This is a genomic window from Lachnospira rogosae (ex Hitch et al. 2025) (assembly GCF_040096455.1).
In the GTDB taxonomy this organism is placed as follows: Bacteria; Bacillota; Clostridia; order Lachnospirales; family Lachnospiraceae; genus Lachnospira; species Lachnospira rogosae.
In genome coordinates this window covers 71,103-94,003 of the sequence record NZ_JBBMER010000008.1, presented here as the reverse complement: position 1 = coordinate 94,003, position 22,901 = coordinate 71,103, and the positions used below count along the sequence as shown (strand labels likewise).

General features: G+C 36.0%; 25 protein-coding genes. 23 read left to right on the top strand and 2 right to left on the bottom strand.

Annotation, left to right across the window (positions count from 1 at the left end; all coding sequences use genetic code 11):
- Positions 1-278: 278 nt before the first annotated feature.
- Positions 279-515 (bottom strand): DUF6061 family protein, encoded by a 237-nt coding sequence (locus WMO14_RS11050; protein ID WP_054703081.1) that lies wholly within the window; start codon positions 513-515, stop codon positions 279-281.
- A 444-nt stretch (positions 516-959) separates the two neighbouring features.
- On the opposite strand from WMO14_RS11050, the gene WMO14_RS11045 reads away from it, so the two are divergent.
- The 12 genes from WMO14_RS11045 to WMO14_RS10990 all read left to right on the top strand — a co-directional run bounded on the left by WMO14_RS11045 (position 960) and on the right by WMO14_RS10990 (position 11,228).
- Positions 960-1,319 (top strand): helix-turn-helix transcriptional regulator, encoded by a 360-nt coding sequence (locus tag WMO14_RS11045; protein ID WP_014078281.1) that lies wholly within the window; start codon positions 960-962, stop codon positions 1,317-1,319.
- A 56-nt stretch (positions 1,320-1,375) separates the two neighbouring features.
- On the top strand, positions 1,376-2,629 hold the full coding sequence (locus WMO14_RS11040; protein WP_055307218.1) for an erythromycin esterase family protein: 1,254 nt from the start codon (positions 1,376-1,378) through the stop codon (positions 2,627-2,629).
- Between the two features lie 58 nt (positions 2,630-2,687).
- Positions 2,688-3,206: a ClbS/DfsB family four-helix bundle protein gene (locus WMO14_RS11035; protein WP_024729655.1), complete on the top strand. Its 519-nt coding sequence runs from the start codon at positions 2,688-2,690 to the stop codon at positions 3,204-3,206.
- 178 nt (positions 3,207-3,384) lie between these two features.
- Positions 3,385-3,531, top strand: a complete 147-nt coding sequence (locus WMO14_RS11030) for a nucleoside triphosphate pyrophosphohydrolase family protein (protein WP_242858678.1) — start codon at positions 3,385-3,387, stop codon at positions 3,529-3,531.
- A 242-nt stretch (positions 3,532-3,773) separates the two neighbouring features.
- Entirely contained in the window at positions 3,774-4,820 is a 1,047-nt protein-coding gene (locus tag WMO14_RS11025; protein WP_022501370.1) for a FecCD family ABC transporter permease, read from the top strand.
- 2 nt (positions 4,821-4,822) lie between these two features.
- Positions 4,823-5,578 carry an ABC transporter ATP-binding protein gene (locus tag WMO14_RS11020; protein ID WP_022501369.1) on the top strand — a complete coding sequence of 252 codons (756 nt, stop codon included), beginning with the start codon at positions 4,823-4,825 and terminating at the stop codon, positions 5,576-5,578.
- 121 nt (positions 5,579-5,699) lie between these two features.
- Positions 5,700-6,710 (top strand): ABC transporter substrate-binding protein, encoded by a 1,011-nt coding sequence (locus WMO14_RS11015; protein ID WP_349153840.1) that lies wholly within the window; start codon positions 5,700-5,702, stop codon positions 6,708-6,710.
- Positions 6,711-6,737: 27 nt separating this feature from the next.
- On the top strand, positions 6,738-7,397 hold the full coding sequence (locus tag WMO14_RS11010; RefSeq protein ID WP_349153839.1) for an alpha/beta hydrolase-fold protein: 660 nt from the start codon (positions 6,738-6,740) through the stop codon (positions 7,395-7,397).
- Between the two features lie 364 nt (positions 7,398-7,761).
- On the top strand, positions 7,762-9,153 hold the full coding sequence (locus WMO14_RS11005; RefSeq protein WP_022501366.1) for an MATE family efflux transporter: 1,392 nt from the start codon (positions 7,762-7,764) through the stop codon (positions 9,151-9,153).
- A 291-nt stretch (positions 9,154-9,444) separates the two neighbouring features.
- Positions 9,445-9,885 (top strand): MarR family winged helix-turn-helix transcriptional regulator, encoded by a 441-nt coding sequence (locus WMO14_RS11000; protein ID WP_055176584.1) that lies wholly within the window; start codon positions 9,445-9,447, stop codon positions 9,883-9,885.
- A 2-nt stretch (positions 9,886-9,887) separates the two neighbouring features.
- A complete protein-coding gene (locus WMO14_RS10995; RefSeq protein WP_055307216.1) occupies positions 9,888-10,568 on the top strand; it encodes a hypothetical protein in 681 nt (226 codons plus the stop codon).
- Between the two features lie 111 nt (positions 10,569-10,679).
- The gene (locus tag WMO14_RS10990; RefSeq protein WP_349153838.1) at positions 10,680-11,228 is read left to right on the top strand and encodes a hypothetical protein; all 549 of its coding nucleotides are present in this window, start codon (positions 10,680-10,682) and stop codon (positions 11,226-11,228) included.
- 162 nt (positions 11,229-11,390) lie between these two features.
- Here WMO14_RS10990 and WMO14_RS10985 read toward each other — a convergent pair whose 3' ends face one another.
- Positions 11,391-12,473: an NAD(P)H-dependent flavin oxidoreductase gene (locus WMO14_RS10985; RefSeq protein WP_349153837.1), complete on the bottom strand. Its 1,083-nt coding sequence runs from the start codon at positions 12,471-12,473 to the stop codon at positions 11,391-11,393.
- A gap of 194 nt (positions 12,474-12,667) precedes the next feature.
- Here WMO14_RS10985 and WMO14_RS12925 point away from each other — a divergent pair, with 194 nt between their 5' ends.
- The 11 genes from WMO14_RS12925 to WMO14_RS10935 all read left to right on the top strand — a co-directional run bounded on the left by WMO14_RS12925 (position 12,668) and on the right by WMO14_RS10935 (position 22,887).
- Positions 12,668-12,862: a DUF3021 family protein gene (locus WMO14_RS12925; RefSeq protein WP_156333762.1), complete on the top strand. Its 195-nt coding sequence runs from the start codon at positions 12,668-12,670 to the stop codon at positions 12,860-12,862.
- A gap of 197 nt (positions 12,863-13,059) precedes the next feature.
- Positions 13,060-14,526 (top strand): phospholipase D-like domain-containing protein, encoded by a 1,467-nt coding sequence (locus WMO14_RS10980; RefSeq protein WP_349153836.1) that lies wholly within the window; start codon positions 13,060-13,062, stop codon positions 14,524-14,526.
- Positions 14,527-14,566: 40 nt separating this feature from the next.
- The gene (locus tag WMO14_RS10975; RefSeq protein ID WP_055176574.1) at positions 14,567-15,028 is read left to right on the top strand and encodes an NUDIX hydrolase; all 462 of its coding nucleotides are present in this window, start codon (positions 14,567-14,569) and stop codon (positions 15,026-15,028) included.
- Between the two features lie 174 nt (positions 15,029-15,202).
- Positions 15,203-15,949: a hypothetical protein gene (locus WMO14_RS10970; RefSeq protein WP_055176571.1), complete on the top strand. Its 747-nt coding sequence runs from the start codon at positions 15,203-15,205 to the stop codon at positions 15,947-15,949.
- Between the two features lies 1 nt (position 15,950).
- Positions 15,951-16,847 carry a LysR family transcriptional regulator gene (locus WMO14_RS10965; protein ID WP_349153835.1) on the top strand — a complete coding sequence of 299 codons (897 nt, stop codon included), beginning with the start codon at positions 15,951-15,953 and terminating at the stop codon, positions 16,845-16,847.
- A 162-nt stretch (positions 16,848-17,009) separates the two neighbouring features.
- On the top strand, positions 17,010-17,957 hold the full coding sequence (gene nikB / locus WMO14_RS10960; protein ID WP_022501357.1) for a nickel ABC transporter permease: 948 nt from the start codon (positions 17,010-17,012) through the stop codon (positions 17,955-17,957).
- Positions 17,947-18,816, top strand: coding sequence for a nickel transporter permease (gene nikC / locus WMO14_RS10955; protein WP_022501356.1), 870 nt, complete (start codon positions 17,947-17,949; stop codon positions 18,814-18,816). Before nikB ends, nikC begins: the two co-directional genes overlap by 11 nt.
- Complete coding sequence (locus WMO14_RS10950) at positions 18,794-19,672, top strand: ABC transporter ATP-binding protein (RefSeq protein WP_022501355.1); 879 nt, start codon at positions 18,794-18,796, stop codon at positions 19,670-19,672. The genes nikC and WMO14_RS10950 overlap by 23 nt, the downstream gene beginning before the upstream one ends.
- Positions 19,650-20,378, top strand: a complete 729-nt coding sequence (locus WMO14_RS10945; RefSeq protein ID WP_055307212.1) for an ABC transporter ATP-binding protein — start codon at positions 19,650-19,652, stop codon at positions 20,376-20,378. Before WMO14_RS10950 ends, WMO14_RS10945 begins: the two co-directional genes overlap by 23 nt.
- A gap of 34 nt (positions 20,379-20,412) precedes the next feature.
- Positions 20,413-22,086, top strand: coding sequence for an ABC transporter substrate-binding protein (locus WMO14_RS10940; protein WP_318255887.1), 1,674 nt, complete (start codon positions 20,413-20,415; stop codon positions 22,084-22,086).
- A 45-nt stretch (positions 22,087-22,131) separates the two neighbouring features.
- Complete coding sequence (locus WMO14_RS10935) at positions 22,132-22,887, top strand: class I SAM-dependent methyltransferase (protein ID WP_090140763.1); 756 nt, start codon at positions 22,132-22,134, stop codon at positions 22,885-22,887.
- The last annotated feature ends 14 nt before the right edge of the window (positions 22,888-22,901 follow it).

Below are 22,901 nucleotides of genomic sequence, written 5' to 3'. Positions count from 1 at the left end.
ATCCGACCATTTCAAACACCATATTTCAGAGAAATTGCATTGGCGATGAAAGATCGGACCAAAATTACTCCAGCAGTTAAAAAGTTCACAGAATATTTAAAATATAGGAACATTGATTAAATACTGAATCAAAACTAAAAAGTTTTCATTTGAAATTAATATGCAAATGGCTCAGTATTATTCAAACAAGGTATATTAAGAAACTTGCTTACCATCAATTATAGTAATTTTGATTAAGTAGCCTGTATGTGAAATAAAGAATACAGGCTACTTGTATTTTATAATTCTAATGAATCTTCCGCATCTACCCACATCTGCAAATTTCCATCAAGATATAATCTTGCATATTCAAGAGGTTCATCAATGGCGAGTGCGTTTAATGCACAGTCTGATCCTGGTGTGGTTTTTAAGTCCTTTTCTGCTTCCCAACAGTCAATGCGAAGCATATAGCCTGCACTGGTATAAACATCAATGCTGTTTCGTCCGGGATTATATTCTGCAAATATTGTTCTCATCGTATCTTATCTCCTTATCGATCAATAAATCATCTGTTACAAAAATCAGAAGCATTTCAATCAGTTCACCATGTCACTTTTATTTTGTGTTATACTGTTTTATATAATTTTTTTGCCCTTGTATTTTCCCTTATCAGTGTTCGTAAACACTGGTAGGACGATATAACACAAGGGAAACAATAAGGGAAAGCTCACCTGCGACAAATCCAGTGTTTTCAAGGAATTGCGGAGAATTTAATAACAAAATATAACAGTTATTAAATCTCTTAAAACAGGTGAAATCTCAATCGGAATTTGTCGTTTTATTAATTTACATATATGCCTTTTACATTAAAAAGTGTTATTTTAGTTCCGCAACCGTTCGCAACCAAAGAAATATCGTGATAGTTGGTGGTAGCAACCATGAAATTTCGCTATCATGAAGTCACGAAAGGAGGTAATTAAGTGAAATATGATTTTTTAGGAGTTATTGTTTTTGGTATTGTACTGCTAATCGGGGTGGCGGTGATAGCGGCATTTATCACTGTGGGAATTTTCCTCATAAGAGCATTGAGTAGATATGTTAAATCAGGCAATGTCAGAAAAGAAAAGTCCAGCATCAAGAAATCTCTCGGTGAGGTTTTGAAGCAGCATCGTGAAGAGTGTAAGATGACGCAGGAGTTTGTTGCAGAATCTATCGGCGTAAGCAGGCAGGCTGTCTCTAAATGGGAGACCGGAGCATCTGACCCAAGCACTTCCAATCTGCTTACACTTGCAAAATTGTTCAACACTACGGCAGAAGAACTATTACGTGAAGTACAATAAGCGTGTAAAACGGATGTAAGACAACTGATTCACTATAAAGGAAAGGTCTATCAGATATGAAGAATAAAAAGACAAGAAGATTTAAGATAAGATATATCGTTTTTGGATTATTAGGTGTTATGGCTTTAGCGGCACTTGTATTTATGCGTTTTGGAGGTTTTGGCACAGGAGAAAATGTGAATCCAGAAGAGTTTTTAGCTTATGCTGAACCCGTTGAAAATATAACTGTGCCTGAAAGTGCAAAAATAATTGCATTGGGAGAAGCTACTCACGGAAATGCAGAATTTCAGCAGTTGAAGCTGGAAGTGTTCAAGCTGATGGTAAAAAATAATGGTGTTAGGGCGTTTGCCCTTGAAGGTGACTACGGCGGTTGCGAGCAGGTAAACCGATATATACACGGCGGTGAGGGGACAGCACAGGAAGCAGCCGCAGCGATTGGATTTTCCATTTATAGAACGGAAGAGATGGCAGAACTTATCTCCTATATGCGCCAGTACAATGAAAGTGCATTGGAAGGCGAAGACCTTCGCTTTTACGGTTTTGATATGCAGAGGCTTTCTTACAGCATGAGGTTTTTGAAAGAATCCTGCAAAGAACTGGAAGTGGACACAACAAACTTGCAGAAACTTGTGGAAGGTGAAAACTGGAGCAGTGAATGCGATTTATCTACTCGAACTGAAACCCTTACACAAGTGAAGAAAGAATTGGAAAGCAAGAACGGTTCGGAAAATGCAATTCACTTTGTAGATATTTTAATGCAGCATTCCGAGCTTCAAACTCTGACAAATGATGATGGTGCTACATTAAGAGATCAATCTATGGCAGAAAATGTACAGTGGATTTTACAGCAGGAGCAGCGAAATGGGCATGAAAAAATCTTTGTGACAGGTCACAACAGCCATGTCGCAAAATGGGGCAGTTTTGACTCGATGGGTAAACTTCTTTCCAAGGACGCAGCAAACGGTTACTATGTCATTGGTACCGATTTTTATAAAACCCATTGCAATATGCCGACCAGTTCGCCTGAAAAGCGTACAATTCAGGTGTTTTATTCCCATGACCCTTTAGCAAAGGCGGCAAAACTGGCGGGATTTGATATTTGTTGGTTGGATTTTACTAAAGTCCCGGAAAATTCTGAACTGGGTAGGCAGGCTTCTGAATACACCTATATGGGAACACTTGGAGAAAGCTACTCAATCATTATGCGACTTCTTCCTCCAAGTTATCGAATGTTTCAACCTCCTGCGGAGCTTTATGATAGTATGATATTTGTAACGGATGCGAACCCTACAAAAATATTAGAAGAATAACGTATGCAAAACTTCCTGTTTTTGAAACTGGAAAATCGGAAGCTGAGGAGATAGACTATTGAGAACATATGAGAATAAAGACGAACTTAAAAACGAGATAAATAAAAGCTTTGCAAAATATATTTCAGAATTTAATGATATTCCGGAGCATTTAAAAGATAAGAGAATTGATGAGATCGATCGAACTCCGGCAGAAAATCTTGCTTATCAGGTTGGCTGGACAACTCTTGTTATTAAATGGGAATCAGACGAAAGAAAGGGTATTCCTGTCAAAACTCCTTCGGATAATTTTAAGTGGAATCAGCTTGGCGAATTATATCAATGGTTCACAGATACATATGCTCAGCTGTCACTGCAAGAATTGAAAGACAGATTGAATGAGAATATCAACTCTATTTATGCAATGATTGATTCTCTGAGTGATGAAGAATTATTTAAACCACATATGAGAAAATGGGCTGACGAAGCAACTAAAACAGCTGTCTGGGAAGTATACAAATTCATACATGTTAATACAGTTGCTCCGTTCGGAACCTTTAGAACCAAGATTAGAAAATGGAAAAAGATTGCACTATAACTTCCAGTTTGTACATTATGGAGAATATTGGTGTGAAAAATAAGCTCGATAGCTTATTTTATCACACGACTATTTGTTTATGAGCAGAATAAATAGCCATTGATGGCAGAGGAAAATTGCCTGTGCAAATTATTCTTCGCCTCTTCGCAACAAAAGTTGCTCAGAAATGGAAATTAGAATGAAGATTAATGAATATCAGAAATTGGCAATGACGACTTTAAATCCTGAACTAAGTAAAAGAAATGTATTAATAAATAGTGTAATGGGATTATGTGGCGAATCAGGAGAAGCCATTGATATAGTAAAAAAATGGATGGCTCAATGACATGAATTGGACAAGGAACATTTTACAAAATACCTGTAAATCATCAACATACAACTATATATAATAATTTTGATATAAAGAAACAGAGCAAGTACTAAGGAAACAAAACCTTTCTGGTACCTGCTCTTATTTTATTTAGTGAAATTATTAGAAAAAATTTTCATTGACAAAATTAGAAAGGTATGTTTTAATCTATTAAAGTTAGTCAAGGGTAACTATAATTAGTCTTAGAGGACAAGAGGTTGAAAAAAGTAAATGATATCTCCAAATCTAAAACATTATATGTGGTTGTAATAATTTTCCTGATGGCAGCACTTGTGATTACAGTTATTACTGCGGTATCACTTGGACAGGTAAATATAAAAGTATCAGACACATATAAAATTATTTTTGGAAAGCTTACACATCATGATGAAATATTTAATTCTTCCAGCAAAGCAATGATTGCAATAGTCTGGAATATGAGATTGCCAAGAGTTCTTCTTGGCTTGTTGGCCGGTGCCGGACTTGCATTATGTGGATGTGTGATGCAGGCAACAGTTAATAATCCAATATCTGAGCCATATATTCTTGGTGTGTCATCAGGCGCTACATTTGGTGCAACCCTGCTTATAGTTATGGGACTGGGAGCGTTTGTTTCCGGTGGTGCATTTGTGGGAGCAGTTATAGCAACAGTTATGGTTCTTGGAATTGCTTCCGGACATGGGAAAATGACTACGACAAGGCTTATTCTTGCAGGAACTGTTGTTAATGCCTTGTTTACAGCATTTTCTAACTTTATTATCTCAGTTGGAGCCAATGCTGACAGCATAATGACAATCAAGTTCTGGACTATGGGTTCACTTGCTAATGCAGGCTGGAAAAGTATTATACTTCCTGCAGTTGTTGTAATAGCTGTTACATTATTTTTCTGTACGCAGTATCGCATACTTAATACGATGATGTTAGGTGATGAAACGGCAGTTACACTTGGAATAAATTTAAGCCTGTACAGAAAAGTTTATATGACATTAATAGCAGTAGTAACAGGTGTGCTTGTTTCAAGCTGTGGAATAATTGGTTTTGTAGGACTTATAATACCACATATATCAAGGGCATTTGCAGGAACGAATCATAAGAGATTAGTGCCAGTGGTGATACTTCTTGGAGCGATATTTCTTATATGGGCTGATGTTCTTGCAAGAGTACTGGTTAAGAATGCAGAGCTTCCTATAGGAATATTTACAGCTCTGGTTGGTGCTCCATTTTTTATATACATTGTAACTAAGAAGAATTATGGCAGGGAGTAGTTATGGAACTTAGATGTGATAATATACAGTACAGTATAGAGGGCAGCAGAATATTAAATGGCATATCGCTTGGTGTTAGTAATAATGAGTTCCATACAATACTAGGACCAAATGGTTGTGGTAAAACCACGTTTTTAAAGACGGTTTACAGAATAACAAAACCGGATCTTGGAGCGATATATCTGGATGGAAAACCTCTGGATAATATAAGTATAAGAAAAAGTGCACAGAATATGGCAGTTGTTGCACAGTTCAATAATCTTAATTTTGACTGTTCTGTGCTTGATGTAGTTATGCTTGGCCGTACTCCTCATCTAAAGATGATGGAGCAGGAGAAAAAAGAAGATTATAAGATTGCATATAATGCATTAAAAAGCGTTGGTATGTATGAAAAAAGAAATCGTTCATATTTGTCATTGTCAGGCGGTGAAAAACAAAGAGTGGTGCTGGCAAGGGCGATTACACAGCAGCCTACACTTTTGCTGCTTGATGAACCGACTAATCATCTGGATATTAAATATCAGCTTGAAATATTAAAAATTGTAAAAAAATTAAATGTAAATGTTCTGGCAGTTTTGCATGATATACAGCTGGCATGTAGATTTTCAGATTATATATATCTTATAAAGGATGGGAGAATAAGATATAAAGGAAAACCAGAAGAGGTTATTACAAAAGATAATATGCGAGAAATATATGATGTAGAATGTGAAGTTATCAATCGTGGCAGCAATCAGATATTAATTCAATACACATGATTTATGACAGGCAGACAAAGAAGAACAGCAGGATTCAGATTTTGATACATCGTGAGTGGAAGAATTACTTTTTACACTCATATCATAAAATATAAATGTATAATAAAGGAGACTTGAAGCAATGAGAAAATTCAAATCACTAATAACAGTTTTAGCAATAACAGTTACATCAGCAGCATTATTTACCGGTTGTGGGAATACAGGTTCCAATGATAGTAACAGCAGTTCGCAGTTACAGGATGAATCGAAGCAGACACAGTATCCTGTAACAATAACAACATATGATGCATCTGGTAATGAAGTTAATCAGACATTTGATAAAGCACCGGAAAGAATTGTAACGAACAATTTGTCAGCAACAGAAACACTTATTGAACTGGGGCTTGGTGATAAAATAGTCGGAATGATGAATCCGGACAATGAAGTCACCTCAATATATAAGGACAGTATTGCAAATATAAATAAGCTGGGTGATAAGAAAACTATATCTAAAGAAATAGTCTTATCTGCGATGCCGGATATAATCGTGGGCAGAGCAGCTATGTTTTCTGATAAATCTCTGGGAGAATACACAGAATGGAATGCAAATGGCGTTGAAGTTTATGCACAGGCTGCAAGTGTAACAAAGGGAGAGACTAAGATTGAAAGTGTTATACAGGATGTTAAGAATCTTGGGGTTATATTTAATGTTCAGGACAAGGCAGACTCATACGCAGATGAACTTCAGAAGAAATATGATTCAGTCATGACATCATTAGGAAATACAGGAACAGACAAGAAGAATGCACTTGTAATGTGTGCATTTGATGGAAATACATTTGGCACATATAAATCATCTTTACAGGAGAATATGTTGAATAAGTTAGGATATACAAATGTATCAACAGGTACATCTGGTCTTTCATTAGAGACACTTGTAACAATGAATCCTGAGCTTATAGTATATGTAACAAGTGACCGCAATGCTAAGAATGATGCAGATGCAGTTAATAAATTGCTTTCATCTGATGCAGTATCTGATGTTGAAGCCATAAAGAATAAGAAAATAGTTACAATAGGATATGATGAATTTATGGATTATGGACCGGCTGTATTCGATGCATTATCAAAGATTGCAGATAGTGTTAAATAATATGTGAATAAGAGAAGTGAATTAAAAATGATAGAATATATTGAAATATCAGGTATTAAAACTATTGTGCGGCTCCCGGACAATTATTTATGCGGCAGAAAATATAAAGTGATATTTATAAATGATGGAGAAATAGTAAATAATATTGAACAGCCTGATAATCAGATATACGTTGGACTTATTCCAAAAAACAGACTGGCTGCATATACACCATGGCCATATAAAGCGATAAGAGAAGGGGCTGAAGACTTTGGTGGTGAGTGCAGGGAATATCACAACCAGCTTGTTGGGGAAATAGTTCCATACATCAGCAAGCATTATAATGTATATGCAGAATCAATGGCATATGGAGGGTATTCACTGGGCGGTCTTGCTGCTATATATAGCCTGTATTTTGATGAAACATTTTCTACAATATTTTCAGTCTGCGGTTCGTTCTGGTATCCGGGTTTTGCAGACTATGTAGTTAATAATAATGTAAAAAACAGAAATGCAGCTGTTTATTTTCTTAATGGTGAACAGGAGGGGGTAAATCACGGGAATCTGCTTGAACAGGCACCTGTAAAGGCACATATGGTTCATGAGCATCTTATGTCGGTTATGAATGTTACAAGTATATTTGATGAATATGGACATCACGAAAATAAGTCAGAAAGAATTAATAGAATTATATCCGGTATCCTATAAAAAGGGTTGCCGGATATATTTTTTGTTTAATTATGTTTATGTACTATTATATGATGTAACAAACAAATATATTATATGAAGAGAATGGTGTTGCCCAAGAAAGTGTTTATTACCGTAATTCTGATTATTGTAAAGAAAATTCCATTTGCTTTTTTATAAACATTAGTTAGACACTTTTTCTGTACTCCATGCCATAAATCGCTAGAAAATGTAATTCAATTACAGTATTATTATAAATAACAGATACAGACAGATTATTCTATGATAGGAGTATAGTGTGAAAAATAAGATTTTTCACACGCAAGATTTGTGCTTCGCACAAACTTGAGATGCGCTTAGAAGCAGCGCAAGAATGGAGATTACTATGGCAGATTCACAAAAAGGAAAGATTGATATGACTACAGGTCATATAATGAAAAATATTATACTGTTTGCGATACCGATTATTATTGGAAATGTTTTGCAGCAGTTATATACTACGGTTGATGCACTTGTAATAGGCAAATATTGTGGAGATACATCTTTAGCTGCGGTAGGAACGAGTTCACAGCCGGTTGAAGTATTATTATGTGTTTTTTTAGGAATAGGAACAGGTGTGTCTATTCTTATTTCACAATATACCGGAGCAAGGGAATCGGGAAAGGTTGTTTCAGTATGTGGAACTTCAATAACACTTATATATATTGTAGGTATTCCGATTGGAATTCTTGGATGGTTTGCAGCACCATATATTCTGGAATTCATGAAAGTGCCGCAGGATGTGTGGAATGCCGCATTAATATATACGAGGGTTGTGTTCTTAGGTACACTTGGTAATCTGGGTTATAATATGAATGCTGGTATTTTAAGAGGACTTGGAGACAGCAAGGCTTCATTATGGTTTCTGGTTGTGTCCTGTGTTTCTAATATAGTATTTGATTTATTGTTTGTTGCAGGGTTTGGAATGGATGTAGCCGGAGCAGCACTTTCTACAAGTATTGCTATGTTCATTTCATGGATTGTAAGTATTGTTTATATAAGAAAGAAGTTTCCGGAGATACAGTTTACATATTTGCCTAGAAGATTTTCTGGAACAATGATGAAAGCTATTCTGGCTATTGGTTTGCCCGTTGGACTTAACAATTCTCTTTATTCATTAGGACATGTTGCATTACAGACATTTAATAACTCGCAGGGTGCTATATTTATGGCTGGAGGTGCAGTAGCAGGAAGAATTACAGGATGCGCTAACATAGCAATTACAGGATTATCTTCGGCGGCCACTACATTTTCAGGACAGAATTATGGTGCTAAGAAATATTCAAGAATTAAAGAGGGACACTGGAGAATTCCATTGTGTTCAGGTCTGATTACATTAAGTTTTGGATTGCTTTTTATAATGATACATAAACCTATAATCCGTTTCTTCTCGTCAGATGAAATGGTATTGATGTATGCTAGCAGACATGTTGTTGTCATGTTACTTTCACAGTGGTTTTATGCTATCTTTAACTGTATAATATCTATTGTAAACGGAACTGGAAAGGTGCGTTATACTACAATTGTCAACATTCTTATGCTTTGGGCAGTCAGAATTCCAAGTGCCTATATTATTAGCAGATACTTTGATGGAACATGGGTAATGTTGTGCTTCCCAATCTCTTTCAGCTTTGGAATGTTTGCAATGATAGGTTATTATCTGTTCTCACCGGCATGGAAGGAAGTTATGAGAATGGCGGAAAAGAAACAAAATGAAGGTGAGAAGAATCTGGCGTAAGTAATATTGCAGGCTTGCGAAAAGAGTGCAATAAGATTGATAAAAAATTAAAGAACAGCAAATCATCAACATACAACTATATATAATAACTTTGATATAAAGAAGCAGAGCAAGTGCTAAGGCAACGAAAACCTTTCAGTACTTGCTCTTATTTTATCACTAATGCTTACATAAAAATCATTACACAAAATAGAGTAAAGATTTTGTGAGTTGAATAAGAAAAAATGATTGACATAACAGAATAATCTGTCTATAAACGTTCTAAAAAGAACGATAGTAAAGGAGGTCAGGATGTATTTCTGGGATAAGCATAAAACAATCACAAGCTATTATGAATTACTTTCAGGAGAAGTGTGCGACAGGTATGAATTAACACAGATGGAATATGATATACTTATGTTCCTTCATAATAATCCTCAGCATAATACAGCAGCAGACATAGTAAAGATTAGAAAATCAACAAAATCCCACGTTTCAACATCACTAAAGAATCTTGAAAATAAAGGTCTTGTTGAACGAATACAAAGTAAGGATAATAAAAAGCATATTGAGATTGTTTTATTAGATAAGGCGGAGGTAATTGTAAAAGCAGGAATAAACGCACAGAAACAGTTTGCTAAGGATGTTTTAAGTGGCTTAACAGAAGAAGAAAAGCATATGTGTATAGATGTGTTTGATAAGATCTGCAATAATGCAGAAAAATATTTAAAAGAGTATAGGGAGCAGAACTAGTAATGAAGCAGAACAATTATAAACCACAGCTTCCAGATGTTATGGAAGCAATATTTGATGCAGCATATCTTATATTTGATCTTGTTGCTGCAATATTATTTTTTATATATTCAAATGGGGATATGTTATTTATTCTTTATGGAATATTAACATTAACACTTTGCGGAGGAGATGCATTTCATCTTGTGCCAAGAATTATCAGAGCAGTATGTGGAAGTAGTGATAAGATAAAGAAACAGCTAGGAATTGGATTGCAGATATCTTCTATTACAATGACAGCTTTTTATATTATTTTGATGTATATCTGGAAATTTACATTTCCAGGGTTTACAATACCAGTAATAATTGAGGTTATAATATGGATATCAGCAATTGTTAGAATTGTAATATGTATGTTCCCACAGAATAATTGGTGTACAGATGAGGGAAATATGAAATTATCCGTTATCAGAAATTCAGTCTTTGCAGTTACAGGTATAGGAGTAATTATTCTATATTTGATTTCAGGAAATGCTTATGGATATCATCTGACAAGGATGGTAGCAGCAATTATTATTTCATTTGGATGCTATATACCAGTAACCTTATTCAGCAAAACTAAACCAAAGGTTGGACTTTTAATGATTCCGAAAACTTGTGCATATATGTGGATTATAGCTATGGGACTTAAGCTTTTGTTTTAGAATTATGTGGAGCAGCTCTGAGGCATCACTAAGCGGTAGAATTTACGTTCATTGTTCATATTATTACAATTATAAATATAACAAAATATTATCATATGGAGGCATAACATTATGATGGAAATTAAAAAGTTTGTAGAGCTTATGACTGGAGAATTTGATAACAAAGAACAGTTTATGGAAATGAAGGAGGCTGGTAAAAGCTTTCCGTATGCACAACATATAAACACAGTCTGCAATGATAAAATAAAAAATATTCCAGAGGATTTTAACGGAATATTTGTTGTAGAGGAAAGTTATTATGAAACAGATGGAAAGCGTCATGCATCACCACATTTATTTCTGATTACAGATAGTAACGCTGGAATTATACTTTCTTCTTATGAAATTCCTGCAGGAGAAGACAAGAATACATTTTCTTATAGTTCAATGAAGAGTGTAGATTATAGTGAACTTAAAAAATCTGAGAAGTTTACGCCAGCATTATATAAGGAAAATAATGGAAGCTGGGAGGGAGGAAGCGTAAGCCAGTTTACACCAGTTATGATATTCAGATTATGGGAGCGTTTTTCAGAAGCTTGTCTTGAGGTATCAGAAAGCATGGAGGTGAATGGAAAGAGAACCTTCGGATATGATGTTCCTATTATTTATAAGAGAGTATAGAACAATTGGACTGCCAGCCAGGATATAAAGCACAGTATTTAATATTACCAGTGGGATAGTTTATTTGTATGATTGGAATTTAAGAAGCACTATAAGGCACAGTATTTAGTATTGCCAGCCGGATAATCCGGCTGGCAAGTAACTGGCAGTAGTGCAAGGTAGTTATTCTGTAAGTTCCTTCATAAGTGAATGTACAGTTGTAATCTCATTTATCCGGCCAACATTGGCGCCGCAGAAGATTAAGCCATTATCCACATCTCCCTTTACAGCATTTATAAGAGCTTTTGTAATACAATATGGAACCTTTGCAGGGTTACATTTTTCAAGACAATTGTAGCATTTGGAAATAGGAATTCTTGAATTGTCAAGTCGTTTGATAAATGCATTACGAAGTGCTCTTCCAGGCATTCCGACAGGACTTTGGATAATCTGAACATCTTCTTGTCTGGCATTGATATAAGCCTGTTTATAAGCAGGTGATGCATCACATTCTTTAGTAGCAACGAATCTGCTTGCTATCTGCACTCCATCAGCTCCAAGATTAATTGCATGAATAATATCCTGTTTATCGAATATTCCACCTGCAACAATAACAGGTATTTTTTTGGAGTATTTATCTTCATATTCTTTTTTACATTCTATAATATTAGTTATTTCATTATCGAAATCAAGTGAAGCTGTATTGTTCAGCTGTTCATTAGAAAATCCGAGGTGTCCGCCAGCCTTTGGTCCTTCTATTACGATAAAATCAGCGGTTCGGTCATACTTATGCGACCACATTTTTAATATAAGCTGTGCAGCTCTTTTTGATGATACGATAGGAGCTATCTTAGTCTGACAGGCTTTGTCTACAAGTGCTGGTAAATCAATCGGAAGACCGGCACCGCTGATAATTACATCGGCACCTGCGGCAACAGCTGCTTTTACATGTTCTTTATAGTGTTTAAGTGCAACCATAATATTTACGCCAACAAGTCCATTACCACCGGCAATTTCTTTAGCTTTACGGATATGTTTCTTTATTGCTGCTAAATTGCAGCCGGCCTGATCATATTCAAATGCATCATCATCATAACCAATCTGGGCAGTTGAAATAATTCCGACTCCCCCCTCCTTTGCTACTGCACCTGCAAGACTGCTTAAGCTGACACCAACACCCATGCCGCCTTGAATAATTGGAATCCTTGCTGTTTTATTACCAATATGTAATTCAGGAAGCTTACATTTATTTGCACTAAGATTCATATTAAACCAATCCTCATTTCTATGTATATATTGTTGGAGTATACAAGAATTATTGAACCATTATTACAATGCTTTGATACTCAAACTATTGTGATAATAATACATCGTGGCAGAGATGTCAAGATTTTATTATTAACAATACTTCTTGATATAGTATTTAAAACTATGAAGATTAATAAAATTCACTATAAAGTATCAAAAATACCATTCAACTCCAAAATCCAACCGAATACCGAAGGATTATATATCTTTTAAATGGCTGGATTCCGATAGATAAAATACTCGCATTTACGATTATTTTTGTTGCTTTTTTTGTTATAATATGGTTATGTATCTATATACCAATAAGAATGAAAATAGCCAGGTCTAATAAAATATTTAGTAAGTAATGTATACACAGATATAAAATGCCTGGCACATAATAGAAGAAAGGAAGCCTGTTACAATTACATTATTATAATATATTTAGATATGTTGGATATATTAGATATGCGGATATATTGATATGTTGTATACATTAAAAGTGTTAGATATATTTGCTCGATTATATTAGTGATAATTAATAAGACAGGCTGTATAAAAGACTATGGACAAAGTTAAGAAGCATACAATACGTGTCAGGTATGTAATATTATCTGTGATAGGTTTTGTTCTTGCTGTGATAATAGGAATAGTTACGATTGCACTTGTAAGCTACAAAAAGCAGCCGAAGCTTACAGATGGTGAGAAACAGGAATTAGATAACACGGATCTTTTAAAACGCCAGACTAGTCTTGAGAGAGCCAAGATAATAGAGGATAATAATGATGCGTTAAAAGAACGTATAAGAATGATTAGCCAGGCAAAGGAAGAAATAATACTTTCAACCTTTGATTTCAGGTCTGATGATAGTGGAAAGCTTATATTAGGTGCACTTATTGATGCGGCAGACAGGGGAGTATCGGTTAATGTTATAGTTGATGGAGTGTCAGGTTTTCTTAGAATGAGGGGCAATGCGTATTTTGAGGCACTTGCGGCTATGCCAGAGGCAACAGTTAAGATATATAACAAGGTCAATCCGTTAAAGTCTTATAAGTCAATGGGAAGACTGCACGACAAATATATAGTTATAGACAGGCAGAATTATATTCTTGGTGGACGTAATACATTTAATTATTTCCTTGGAGATAATGAGGGACATAAGAATTATGACAGAGATGTGTTAGTATATTGTGCCAAGACAGATGAGAACAGTTCGGTCAACCAGCTTATAGACTATTATGACAGCGTGTGGAACTATAAGGAGAGCAAGACTCTTTTATCAAGCAGTAAGACTTCTTATAAAGAAAAGATAGCTGCAAAGGACAAGGTTAAGACAGCAAAAGATGAGCTTTTAGCAGGTTATGAGGCATATTGTGCTGATAATCAGGAGTTCGTAGACAATACAGATTATGCCAGTGAGACAGTGGAGGTCAACAGCATAGCACTTCTTAGCAATCCGATAGATTACAAGGTAAAGAAGCCGGTTGTGTGGTATCAGCTTGTAAGGCTTATGAAATCGGCAGATGCTAAGGTGAAGATACATACACCTTATATAATATGTAACGATTATATGTATGAAGGACTTACTGAGGTATGTGATAAGGTAGAAAATGTATCTTTGATGACTAATTCTATTGGTAATAATGGTAATCCATTTGGCTCGGCAGATTATTATGTTAATAAAGATAAAATACTTAATACCGGGCTTGAAGTATGGGAGTACGAGGGCGGATATTCTTATCATGGAAAGTCAATACTTATAGATGATAATATATCGGTCATTGGCTCATTTAATGTGGATATGCGAAGCGTCTATCTGGATACGGAGCTTATGCTTGTAATTGACAGCAGGGAGATTAACAGCCAGTTAAATGAAGCTATGGAGTCATATGAGCATATAGCAAGAAATGCTGATGCAGATGGAAGTTACGACAATCCATATGATGTAGAACCTGTGGAGCTTACGCCATACAGGGAAAAGAGAATGAAGCTTATCAAGAACTTTATATTGTGGACGAGATATCTATTTTAAAATACAGACATATTTATAATGCAAGATATGGAGATTAACTATGAAGATGACAACTCTGTGTTATATTGAGAAAGATAACAACTATCTGATGTTACATAGAACCAAGAAAGAAAATGATATCAATAAGGGTAAGTGGATTGGTGTTGGAGGTCACGCAGAGGGCTGTGAGACACCAGAGGAATGTCTTTTAAGGGAAGCGAAGGAAGAGACAGGACTTACACTTACAGCATATCGTTTCAGGGGGCTTATAACATTTATAAGTGATGAATGTGAGCCTGAGCTTATGTGTCTGTTTACCGCGAATGACTATGACGGTGAGGTAAGCATATGTGATGAAGGCGACCTTTGCTGGGTTAGTAAAGATAAAATATTAGAGCTTCCAACGTGGGAGGGTGATGCTGTATTTTTAAAGCTTCTGCTTAGTGATGAACAGAGATTTTTTACAATAAAGTTAAGATATGAGGGTGATAAGCTCATTGAAAAAAATGTACAGTTTTATTAAGAAAATGTATACATATGCCGATATACATTAAGCTACGGAGAGCACATTTATTCAATGGATTGATTGCTGTTGGATAAGTGTGTTTTTTTATGCAGATTTATTTTACTTACCACTTGGACCGTACAGGAAAGTGGAGCGGCTGTGACTGACTGAACAGCGGCAGAAAGGAGAAAAATGGATATTAGTACACAGACATTCAGAGAAAGCTATACTGATTATTACAATCAGAAGATACTTGCTAATGAAAATGCTGATGAGAATGACTGGCGCAGTATGTCTGATAAGCAGTGGGACAAAATGCTTGACGGAATAGACGACTACGTTGATGATTTCAAGGAGAACTTAAAGAGGCTTAAGGAGATGCAGGATAAGGCGGCAGATAGAGCGGCGGCTGGTGCAAGGTCAGATATGAGGGCTAATGCGGCGGCAAGTGCGGCACTTAGGACAGCGGCATATGGTTTTGTGTCACAGACAGTAGCAGGTGATGATACATCTGATAAGGCTGATTATGAGCTTACAGATGGACTTTTTCCAAGTGACCCTGAAGAAACTAAGGCTGTGAATATGTCTAAGACACAGGAAGCACTTCTTACAGGTAATACAAGTGCGGGAATATCTGGTACAGAGAGTACAAGGGAAACTGCAAGCACAAGTGATGATGATGAAAATGTAACGTGGTATATAACAGTATTTTCAGAGCAGGGCATTTCCTGTGCTTCATTTGATAAAGACGGCAATAAGACAGAACTTTGGGATATTCCGTATAATAACAGCAGTGATTATAAGAAGGTATTAGATTTCTTAGACAGATTTGAGAAGGATGCTAACCTGAAATTTTCCAGTGATAAGCAGTTCTGGGTAGATTTTCTTGCTGGAAATATTGATGTGGACAAGATAGTTAAAGAATACAGCGGTGATTAATATGCTTGAGGTAAAGGAATTACAATATTTTGTCGTGTGTGCAGATCTTTCGTCTTTCAGCAGAGCGTCAGAAGTATTGTATACAACACAGCCCAATGTCAGTAAGGTTATAAGAAGTCTTGAGGAGAAGCTTGGCTTTGAAGTATTTGAAAGGGATAACAGGGGCATTAAACTTACAAGGCGTGGCAGACAGGCGTATGAATATGCTGGAAAGATATTAGAACAGGAACGCCAGCTTGCACAGATATATAAGATTGATGACAGGGAAGAATTCAGCATATCAAGCAATCCCAGTTCGTGGGTGGCACGGTGCTTTACAGATTATTACATCAAATATTCTGATGAGAATGTCAGATATAATATAATGGAGGGAAGTGTCAACAGCGTTATTAAGCGTGTTGGAACAGGGCTTGATGAATTAGGTTTTATATTCTTTATGGATAACCAGTTACAGCAGATTGAGTATAAGCTTAAAAAGCATAATCTTCAATTTGTTAAGCTTAAAGATAATGAGGCTTATTTATATTATGGCAATAATGAAGCACCTAAGGATAAAGATGTTGAGAGTTATCTTAAAGATAAAATGCTTGTTCAGTGCTACGAAGATGAGTTTGCACTTAATCATTATTGGGATAATATAAGAAAAGATGATGAGGAATTTAACAAACACGTTGCTGTTATTACTAATAGTGATTATGTTATGAATTATATGCTGAAATATTCCAAGCTGTGTAATATAAGCAGCAGCCATTTCAGCAAACAGCCTAATTTTGATGGTATTCCATTATATGATGACACAAGGAAAGTGTTATTTGGATATATCAAAAAATGTGACGAAGCAGTAAGTAGGATTGGCGAGCAATTCTTAGCATTTGTAAGGGAGGAATTAAAGAAATAAATATCTGATAGTGAAGCTGTAATATATACAGCGTGATTATTTAAGTGGCTTTAATTAATATAGGTATAACAGAATGGAATGACACGATTGAAAAATAATTGTGCCATTCCATTTTTATTGTTATACTAATCAGACAATATAAGACTATTAGAAAAGGTATTTATGAAGAAGTTTATAATAAAGCGTCTGGTACAGCTTATTCCTATTATTATAGGCATTACACTGCTGTCTTTTCTGCTTGTAAATGTAAGCAATACAGATGCAATAGATATGTTAGAGGCTAACAGGGGAACTGCTATATCAGAAGAACAGAAGAATGAATTAAGAGAAGAACTGGGGCTTGACCAGCCTGTCATTGTCAGATATGTTGTGTGGCTTAAGGGCGTTATTACAGGCAATATGGGTAATTCCTATATATCAGGAAAGCCCGTGTTTGCAACATTTATATCAAAGCTTCCAGCGACTATATATTTATGTGTGGTTTCAATATTATTGACACTTATAATATCATTGCCACTTGGAATTATTGCGGCAGTTAATAAGAACCGGTGTATCGATTATATTATCAGGTTATTAAGTTTCTTAGGCAATTCAATGCCTAATTTTTTTGCCGCCATAATGCTTATATACATATTTGCACTGAAGCTTAATTTACTGCCGGTTATGGGAATGAATGCAGGAATTAAAAGCGTGATACTGCCAGCAGTTACCCTCGCAATAGCAATGTCGTCAAGATATATAAGACAGATAAGGACGGCTGTGATTAATGAATTACAGAAGGATTATGTGCAGGGTGCTATAGCAAGAGGTGTTGGCAGATTAAAGATAATTACAGGAAGTGTACTTAAATCAAGCCTGCTCACAATCATAACACTGCTCGCATTATCAATAGGTTCACTGCTTGGTGGAACAGCTATTGTTGAGAGCATATTTATGTGGGACGGAGTAGGGAAAATGGCGATAGATGCAATTACGATGAGAGATTATCCGGTTATACAGGCATATGTGATATGGATGGCAATTATATATGTAGTTATTAATCTTATAACAGATATAGTATACCATTATCTCAATCCAAGGATACGTCTGGGAGATTGTTATGAAGATTAAGAAAAGAACAGAAAATGTCAATAATAACAGACAGCGGTTGATATTCAGAGGGAAAATTAATAAAAGCAATACAAGCTTAATTATATGGCTTATATTTGCATTATTAATAGTGCTTATAGCGGTATTGGCAGATGTGATTGTTCCATATGATCCTTATGAGCAGGATTTGTCAGCCGCACTTATGCCGCCAGATAGTCATCATCTGTTAGGAACTGACCAGTATGGGCGTGATATGTTATCACGCGTCATTAAAGGAGCAGGAATATCGTTGTCATCATCATTTGCACTTGTTGTGATTATAACGTTAACAGGCTGTATTGCCGGAATAATAAGTGGTTATTACGGTGGAATTATAGACAGCATTATAATGAGGCTGTCAGATATATTTCTTGCATTTCCGGGGCTGGTATTTGCAATTGCGGTTGCAAGCGTAATGTCAGGAGGGTTAGTAAGTGCTGTTATTGCACTTGCACTAATATCGTGGCCCAAGTATGCAAGAATAGCAAGGGCAGAGGTGCTTGCCATAAAGAATGAGCCATATATACAGGTGGCAAGGATGTCAGGACTTAATACCATAAGAATATTAATAAAGCATATTATACCTAATATTGCAGATATGATTATAGTAACAGCGGTTCTTGATATTGGAAATATGATGATGGAGATTGCTGGGTTGTCATTCTTAGGGCTTGGAGCAGAACCTCCGCTTGCAGAGTGGGGACTTATGGTAAGTCAAGGCAGGAGCTTTATGCAGACAGCACCATGGGTTGTTATAGCACCGGGTCTGGCAATATTTATTACTGTACTTGTGTTTAATATGTTAGGAGATACTTTAAGTGATATTACAGGCAGACAATAAGGAAAAATTGAATAAAAAGGACATAGATAGTGTTAACAGCACTCAGTTAAATATCAGTGGTTTATCTGTAAGCTATTCTGACAGCACAGTATTGGAAAATGTAACGTTACAGCTTAAAAAAGGTGAGATATTAGGGATTGCAGGTGAATCAGGAAGCGGAAAAAGCACACTTATTAAAGCCATAATAGGACTTCTTCCTAAGGAGGGGCATATAGACGGTGGTGTAATAGAATATAACGGAGTGGATATAACTGGTAATGAAAAGTGTCTGAAAAGTTTAAGAGGCAGTAACATAGGTATGATATTTCAGAATACCGAGAGAGCAATGTGTCCGGTAAGAACAATAAAGAGCCAGCTTTATGAGAGCATTTTCAGTAATGAAGCCGTAAAAGATAAAAGAAAGGCAAAGCGTATAATTGATGAGAAAGCAGTTCATATGCTTGAACAGATGAATATTAAAAATGCTATCAAGGTTCTTAACAGTTATCCGTTTGAGTTATCAGGTGGAATGAACCAGAGAGTTGGAATTATGATGGCTATGCTTATGAAGCCTGATTTGCTGCTTGCAGATGAGCCGACAAGTGCATTGGATGTTATAGCACAGAGGCAGGTTGTGGATATCTTTAAAGACATAAAATGCAGTGGAGATACTTCAATGATTATCGTGTCGCACAATATAAATGTTGTTAGGGAGCTTGCTGATAAAATAATTGTTATGAAATCTGGCAGGATTGTAGAATACGAAGATACAGAGATAATTATGAATTATCCAAAGCAAGAATATACGAAACAGCTTATATCGGCTGTTCCAGTGTTAAGACGGGAGTGTGCTGATGAGTACAATATTAGAGCTTAATAATATTAAAAAGGCGTATGATGTGAAAATGGCTGTAGATATAGACAAGCTGGTTATAGAAGAGGGCGACTGTGTAGGACTTGTTGGGGAAAGCGGTTGCGGAAAAAGCACGCTTGCTGGAATTATAACGAATACAGTTAAGTTATACAGTGGTTCAGTAATCTTTAAAGGTGAAGATATAAGTAGATTCAATGCCCGTAAAATGAGGGATATTTATAAGAATATGCAGATGATTTATCAGTCACCTGTGGCTTCATTTGATCCTGAATATACATTAGGAAAAAGTGTTGCCGAAGCATTAAGAAATAATAAGAGTGATAATCTTGTGTCGGAATTGTTTATAAGTGTTGGACTTTCAGCGGAATATGTTAATAAATATCCAGGACAGGTGAGCGGTGGCGAGTGCCAGAGAGCGGCAATAGCGAGGGCATTGGCTGTGAAGCCGGAGTTTCTTATATGTGATGAAGCTACAAGTGCACTTGATGTTACAGTGCAGAGCCAGATAATTGCACTTATTAAGCAGTTGCAGCAAAGCAGGAAAATGACAGTATTATTCATAAGCCACGATATTGCACTGGTAAGCCAGATATGCAATAAGACAGCTGTTATGAAGGACGGGAAAATAATAGAGTATTCAGACACAGATAATATTATCAACAGGCCGGAAAAGGAATATACAAGGCTTCTTATAAAGTCGGTACTTTAAATATAAGAAATATATAAGATGAGGTATATAAATTATGAACAGATTAAAGATAAATAAAATGAAGAACAACAGGGTATGCATATATAAATTAAAAGAAATTATAATGAAGAATAACAGAACCAGAATAGATAAATTAGGTGAAAGCAGAATGAATATAGATAGATTAAAGCAGAATATAATAAAATTAGCAGGAATTATACTTGTAATAGCAGCTGTATCAGGTATTGCAGGCTGTGGGAAAAGTACAGCTTCCACAGAGAAAGTATTCTACTATGGAGATACAACCTTTAACGCAGAAAATGATGAGACAGATGTCAACCCACATAACGGATATTCAGGCTGGGCGTGCATAAGATATGGCGTTGGAGAGACTCTTTTTAAATATTCGGATACAATGGAATTAGAGCCATGGCTTGCTGAAAGCTATGAGAATGTAGATGAGCTTACTTGGAAGATTAATTTAAAAGATGGAATTACATTTACAAGTGGAAGAAAGCTTGATGGTGAGGCTGTTAAAGAATGTATAGAACATCTTGTTGCGGTGCATAAAAGAGCAGCAGGGGATTTGAATATAGAGAGGGTTGAGGCAGAAGCTGATACAGTCATAATAACAACAGCCAAGCCGGTGCCAGCACTTATTAATTATCTTTCTGACCCTTATGGCTGTATTATTGATATGCAGGCAGGAATTACTGATGAGGGTAATGTATCAGCGACAGGACCTTATATAGCCGAGGAGATTGTGACAGACTCAGGACTTACACTTGTTAAGAATCAGAATTACTGGAATGGAGAGCCTAGGCTTGATAAAATAATTGTTAAGACGATAAGTGATGGTGATACTCTTACAATGGCATTGCAGTCAGGTGAACTTAATGCGGCTTATGGTCTGCCATATTCAAGTCTTTCGCTGTTTAATAACAGCAATTATACAATATCATCAAGCGAAACTTCACGTTCATTTTTTGCACAGATGAATTATGCTAATGTCAATTTACAGGACAGCAATGTAAGAGCTGCAATTGCTATGGCAATTAATAAGAAAGATTTTACTAATGTATTATTAAAAGGCAATGGAACGTTGGCAGAAGGACCATTTCCGAAAGATTATACATTTGGTGACAGCTATGTTAAAGCTGCGGAGTATAATATTGATAATGCCAGAAATTTATTAGCACAGTCGGGCTGGAAGGATACAGATGGTGATGGATATGTTGATAAAAATGGAGAAAAGCTTACATTAAGGTGGCTTACATATCCAAGCAGACAGGAGCTTCCTTTGCTTGCAGAAAATGTTCAGGCATCATTAAAGCAGATAGGAATAGAGGTTAAGATTAACTGTACGGCTAATCATCTTGATTATGTTAAAAAAGGTGAGTGGGATATATATGCAAGTGCCTTTGTGTGTGCACCAACAGGTGATCCTGAATATTTCTTTACAACACACTGTCTTAAGAATTCGTCAAAGAACCGTGGTGGTTATTATAATGAACAGCTTGAACAGCTTGAAGAACAGCTCAGTACTACATTTGATACAGAAGGCAGGGAACAGCTTGGAATAAAGATGACACAGACAATACTGGACGACAATGCTTTTATATTTGCATCGCATCTTAAAATGTCAATTGTTTCAGGGAAAGGTGTGAGCGGTTTAACTGCACACCCATCAGATTATTATGAGATAACGGCAGAGCTGGATATGCAGTAATATGCCTATAAGAAATATGTAACGGATTATGAAAGAAAATAGATTATGATACAGGATAAAAATAATATAGAAGAAAAAGTTGTAGACTACTGGACTAAGCGTGTGGCAGATTTTTCAGATGTCAGGGAGAATGAGCTTGACAGTGAGTTAAGCCGTGAATGGGTTGATAACATTATGCAATATATAAGTCCGCTTATAGATAATGGACAGAATGTAAGGGTGCTTGATGTTGGAACAGGTGTTGGATATTTTGCGATACTTCTTTATGGCAAAGGACTTCAGGTTACGGGAATAGATTTAACACCGGATATGATAGAAAGGGCTGAAGTTCTGGCTGACAGATATGGGGCAGATGTTAATTTCAAGGTTATGGATGCTATGAATCTGGAATATGAAGACGAAAGCTTCGATGTTGTTATAACAAGGAATCTTACATGGACACTTCCAGATGTGGATAAAGCCTATAAGGAATGGCACAGAGTGTTAAAAAAAGGCGGCGTGCTGTTAAATTATGATGCGAATTATGCCAATATGAAGAATCTGGATGCAACGCTTATTGATGATGATAAGAAAGAAGAACCATACGGACACCAGGGAATGACCTATGCACTTGAAGCAGAAAATGCGTATATCACGAAAGCAATGGATATAGGAAGACACCAAAGACCTGAGTATGATATAGCTTTATTAGAAAAATATGGATTTAGTAATTGCAGTGCAGACAAAGCCATAGGTAAGAAATTATTGAAAGAAAAGGACATCAAAGAAGCACCAATGTTTCTTATAACTGCATATAGATAAATTATCTATTGCAA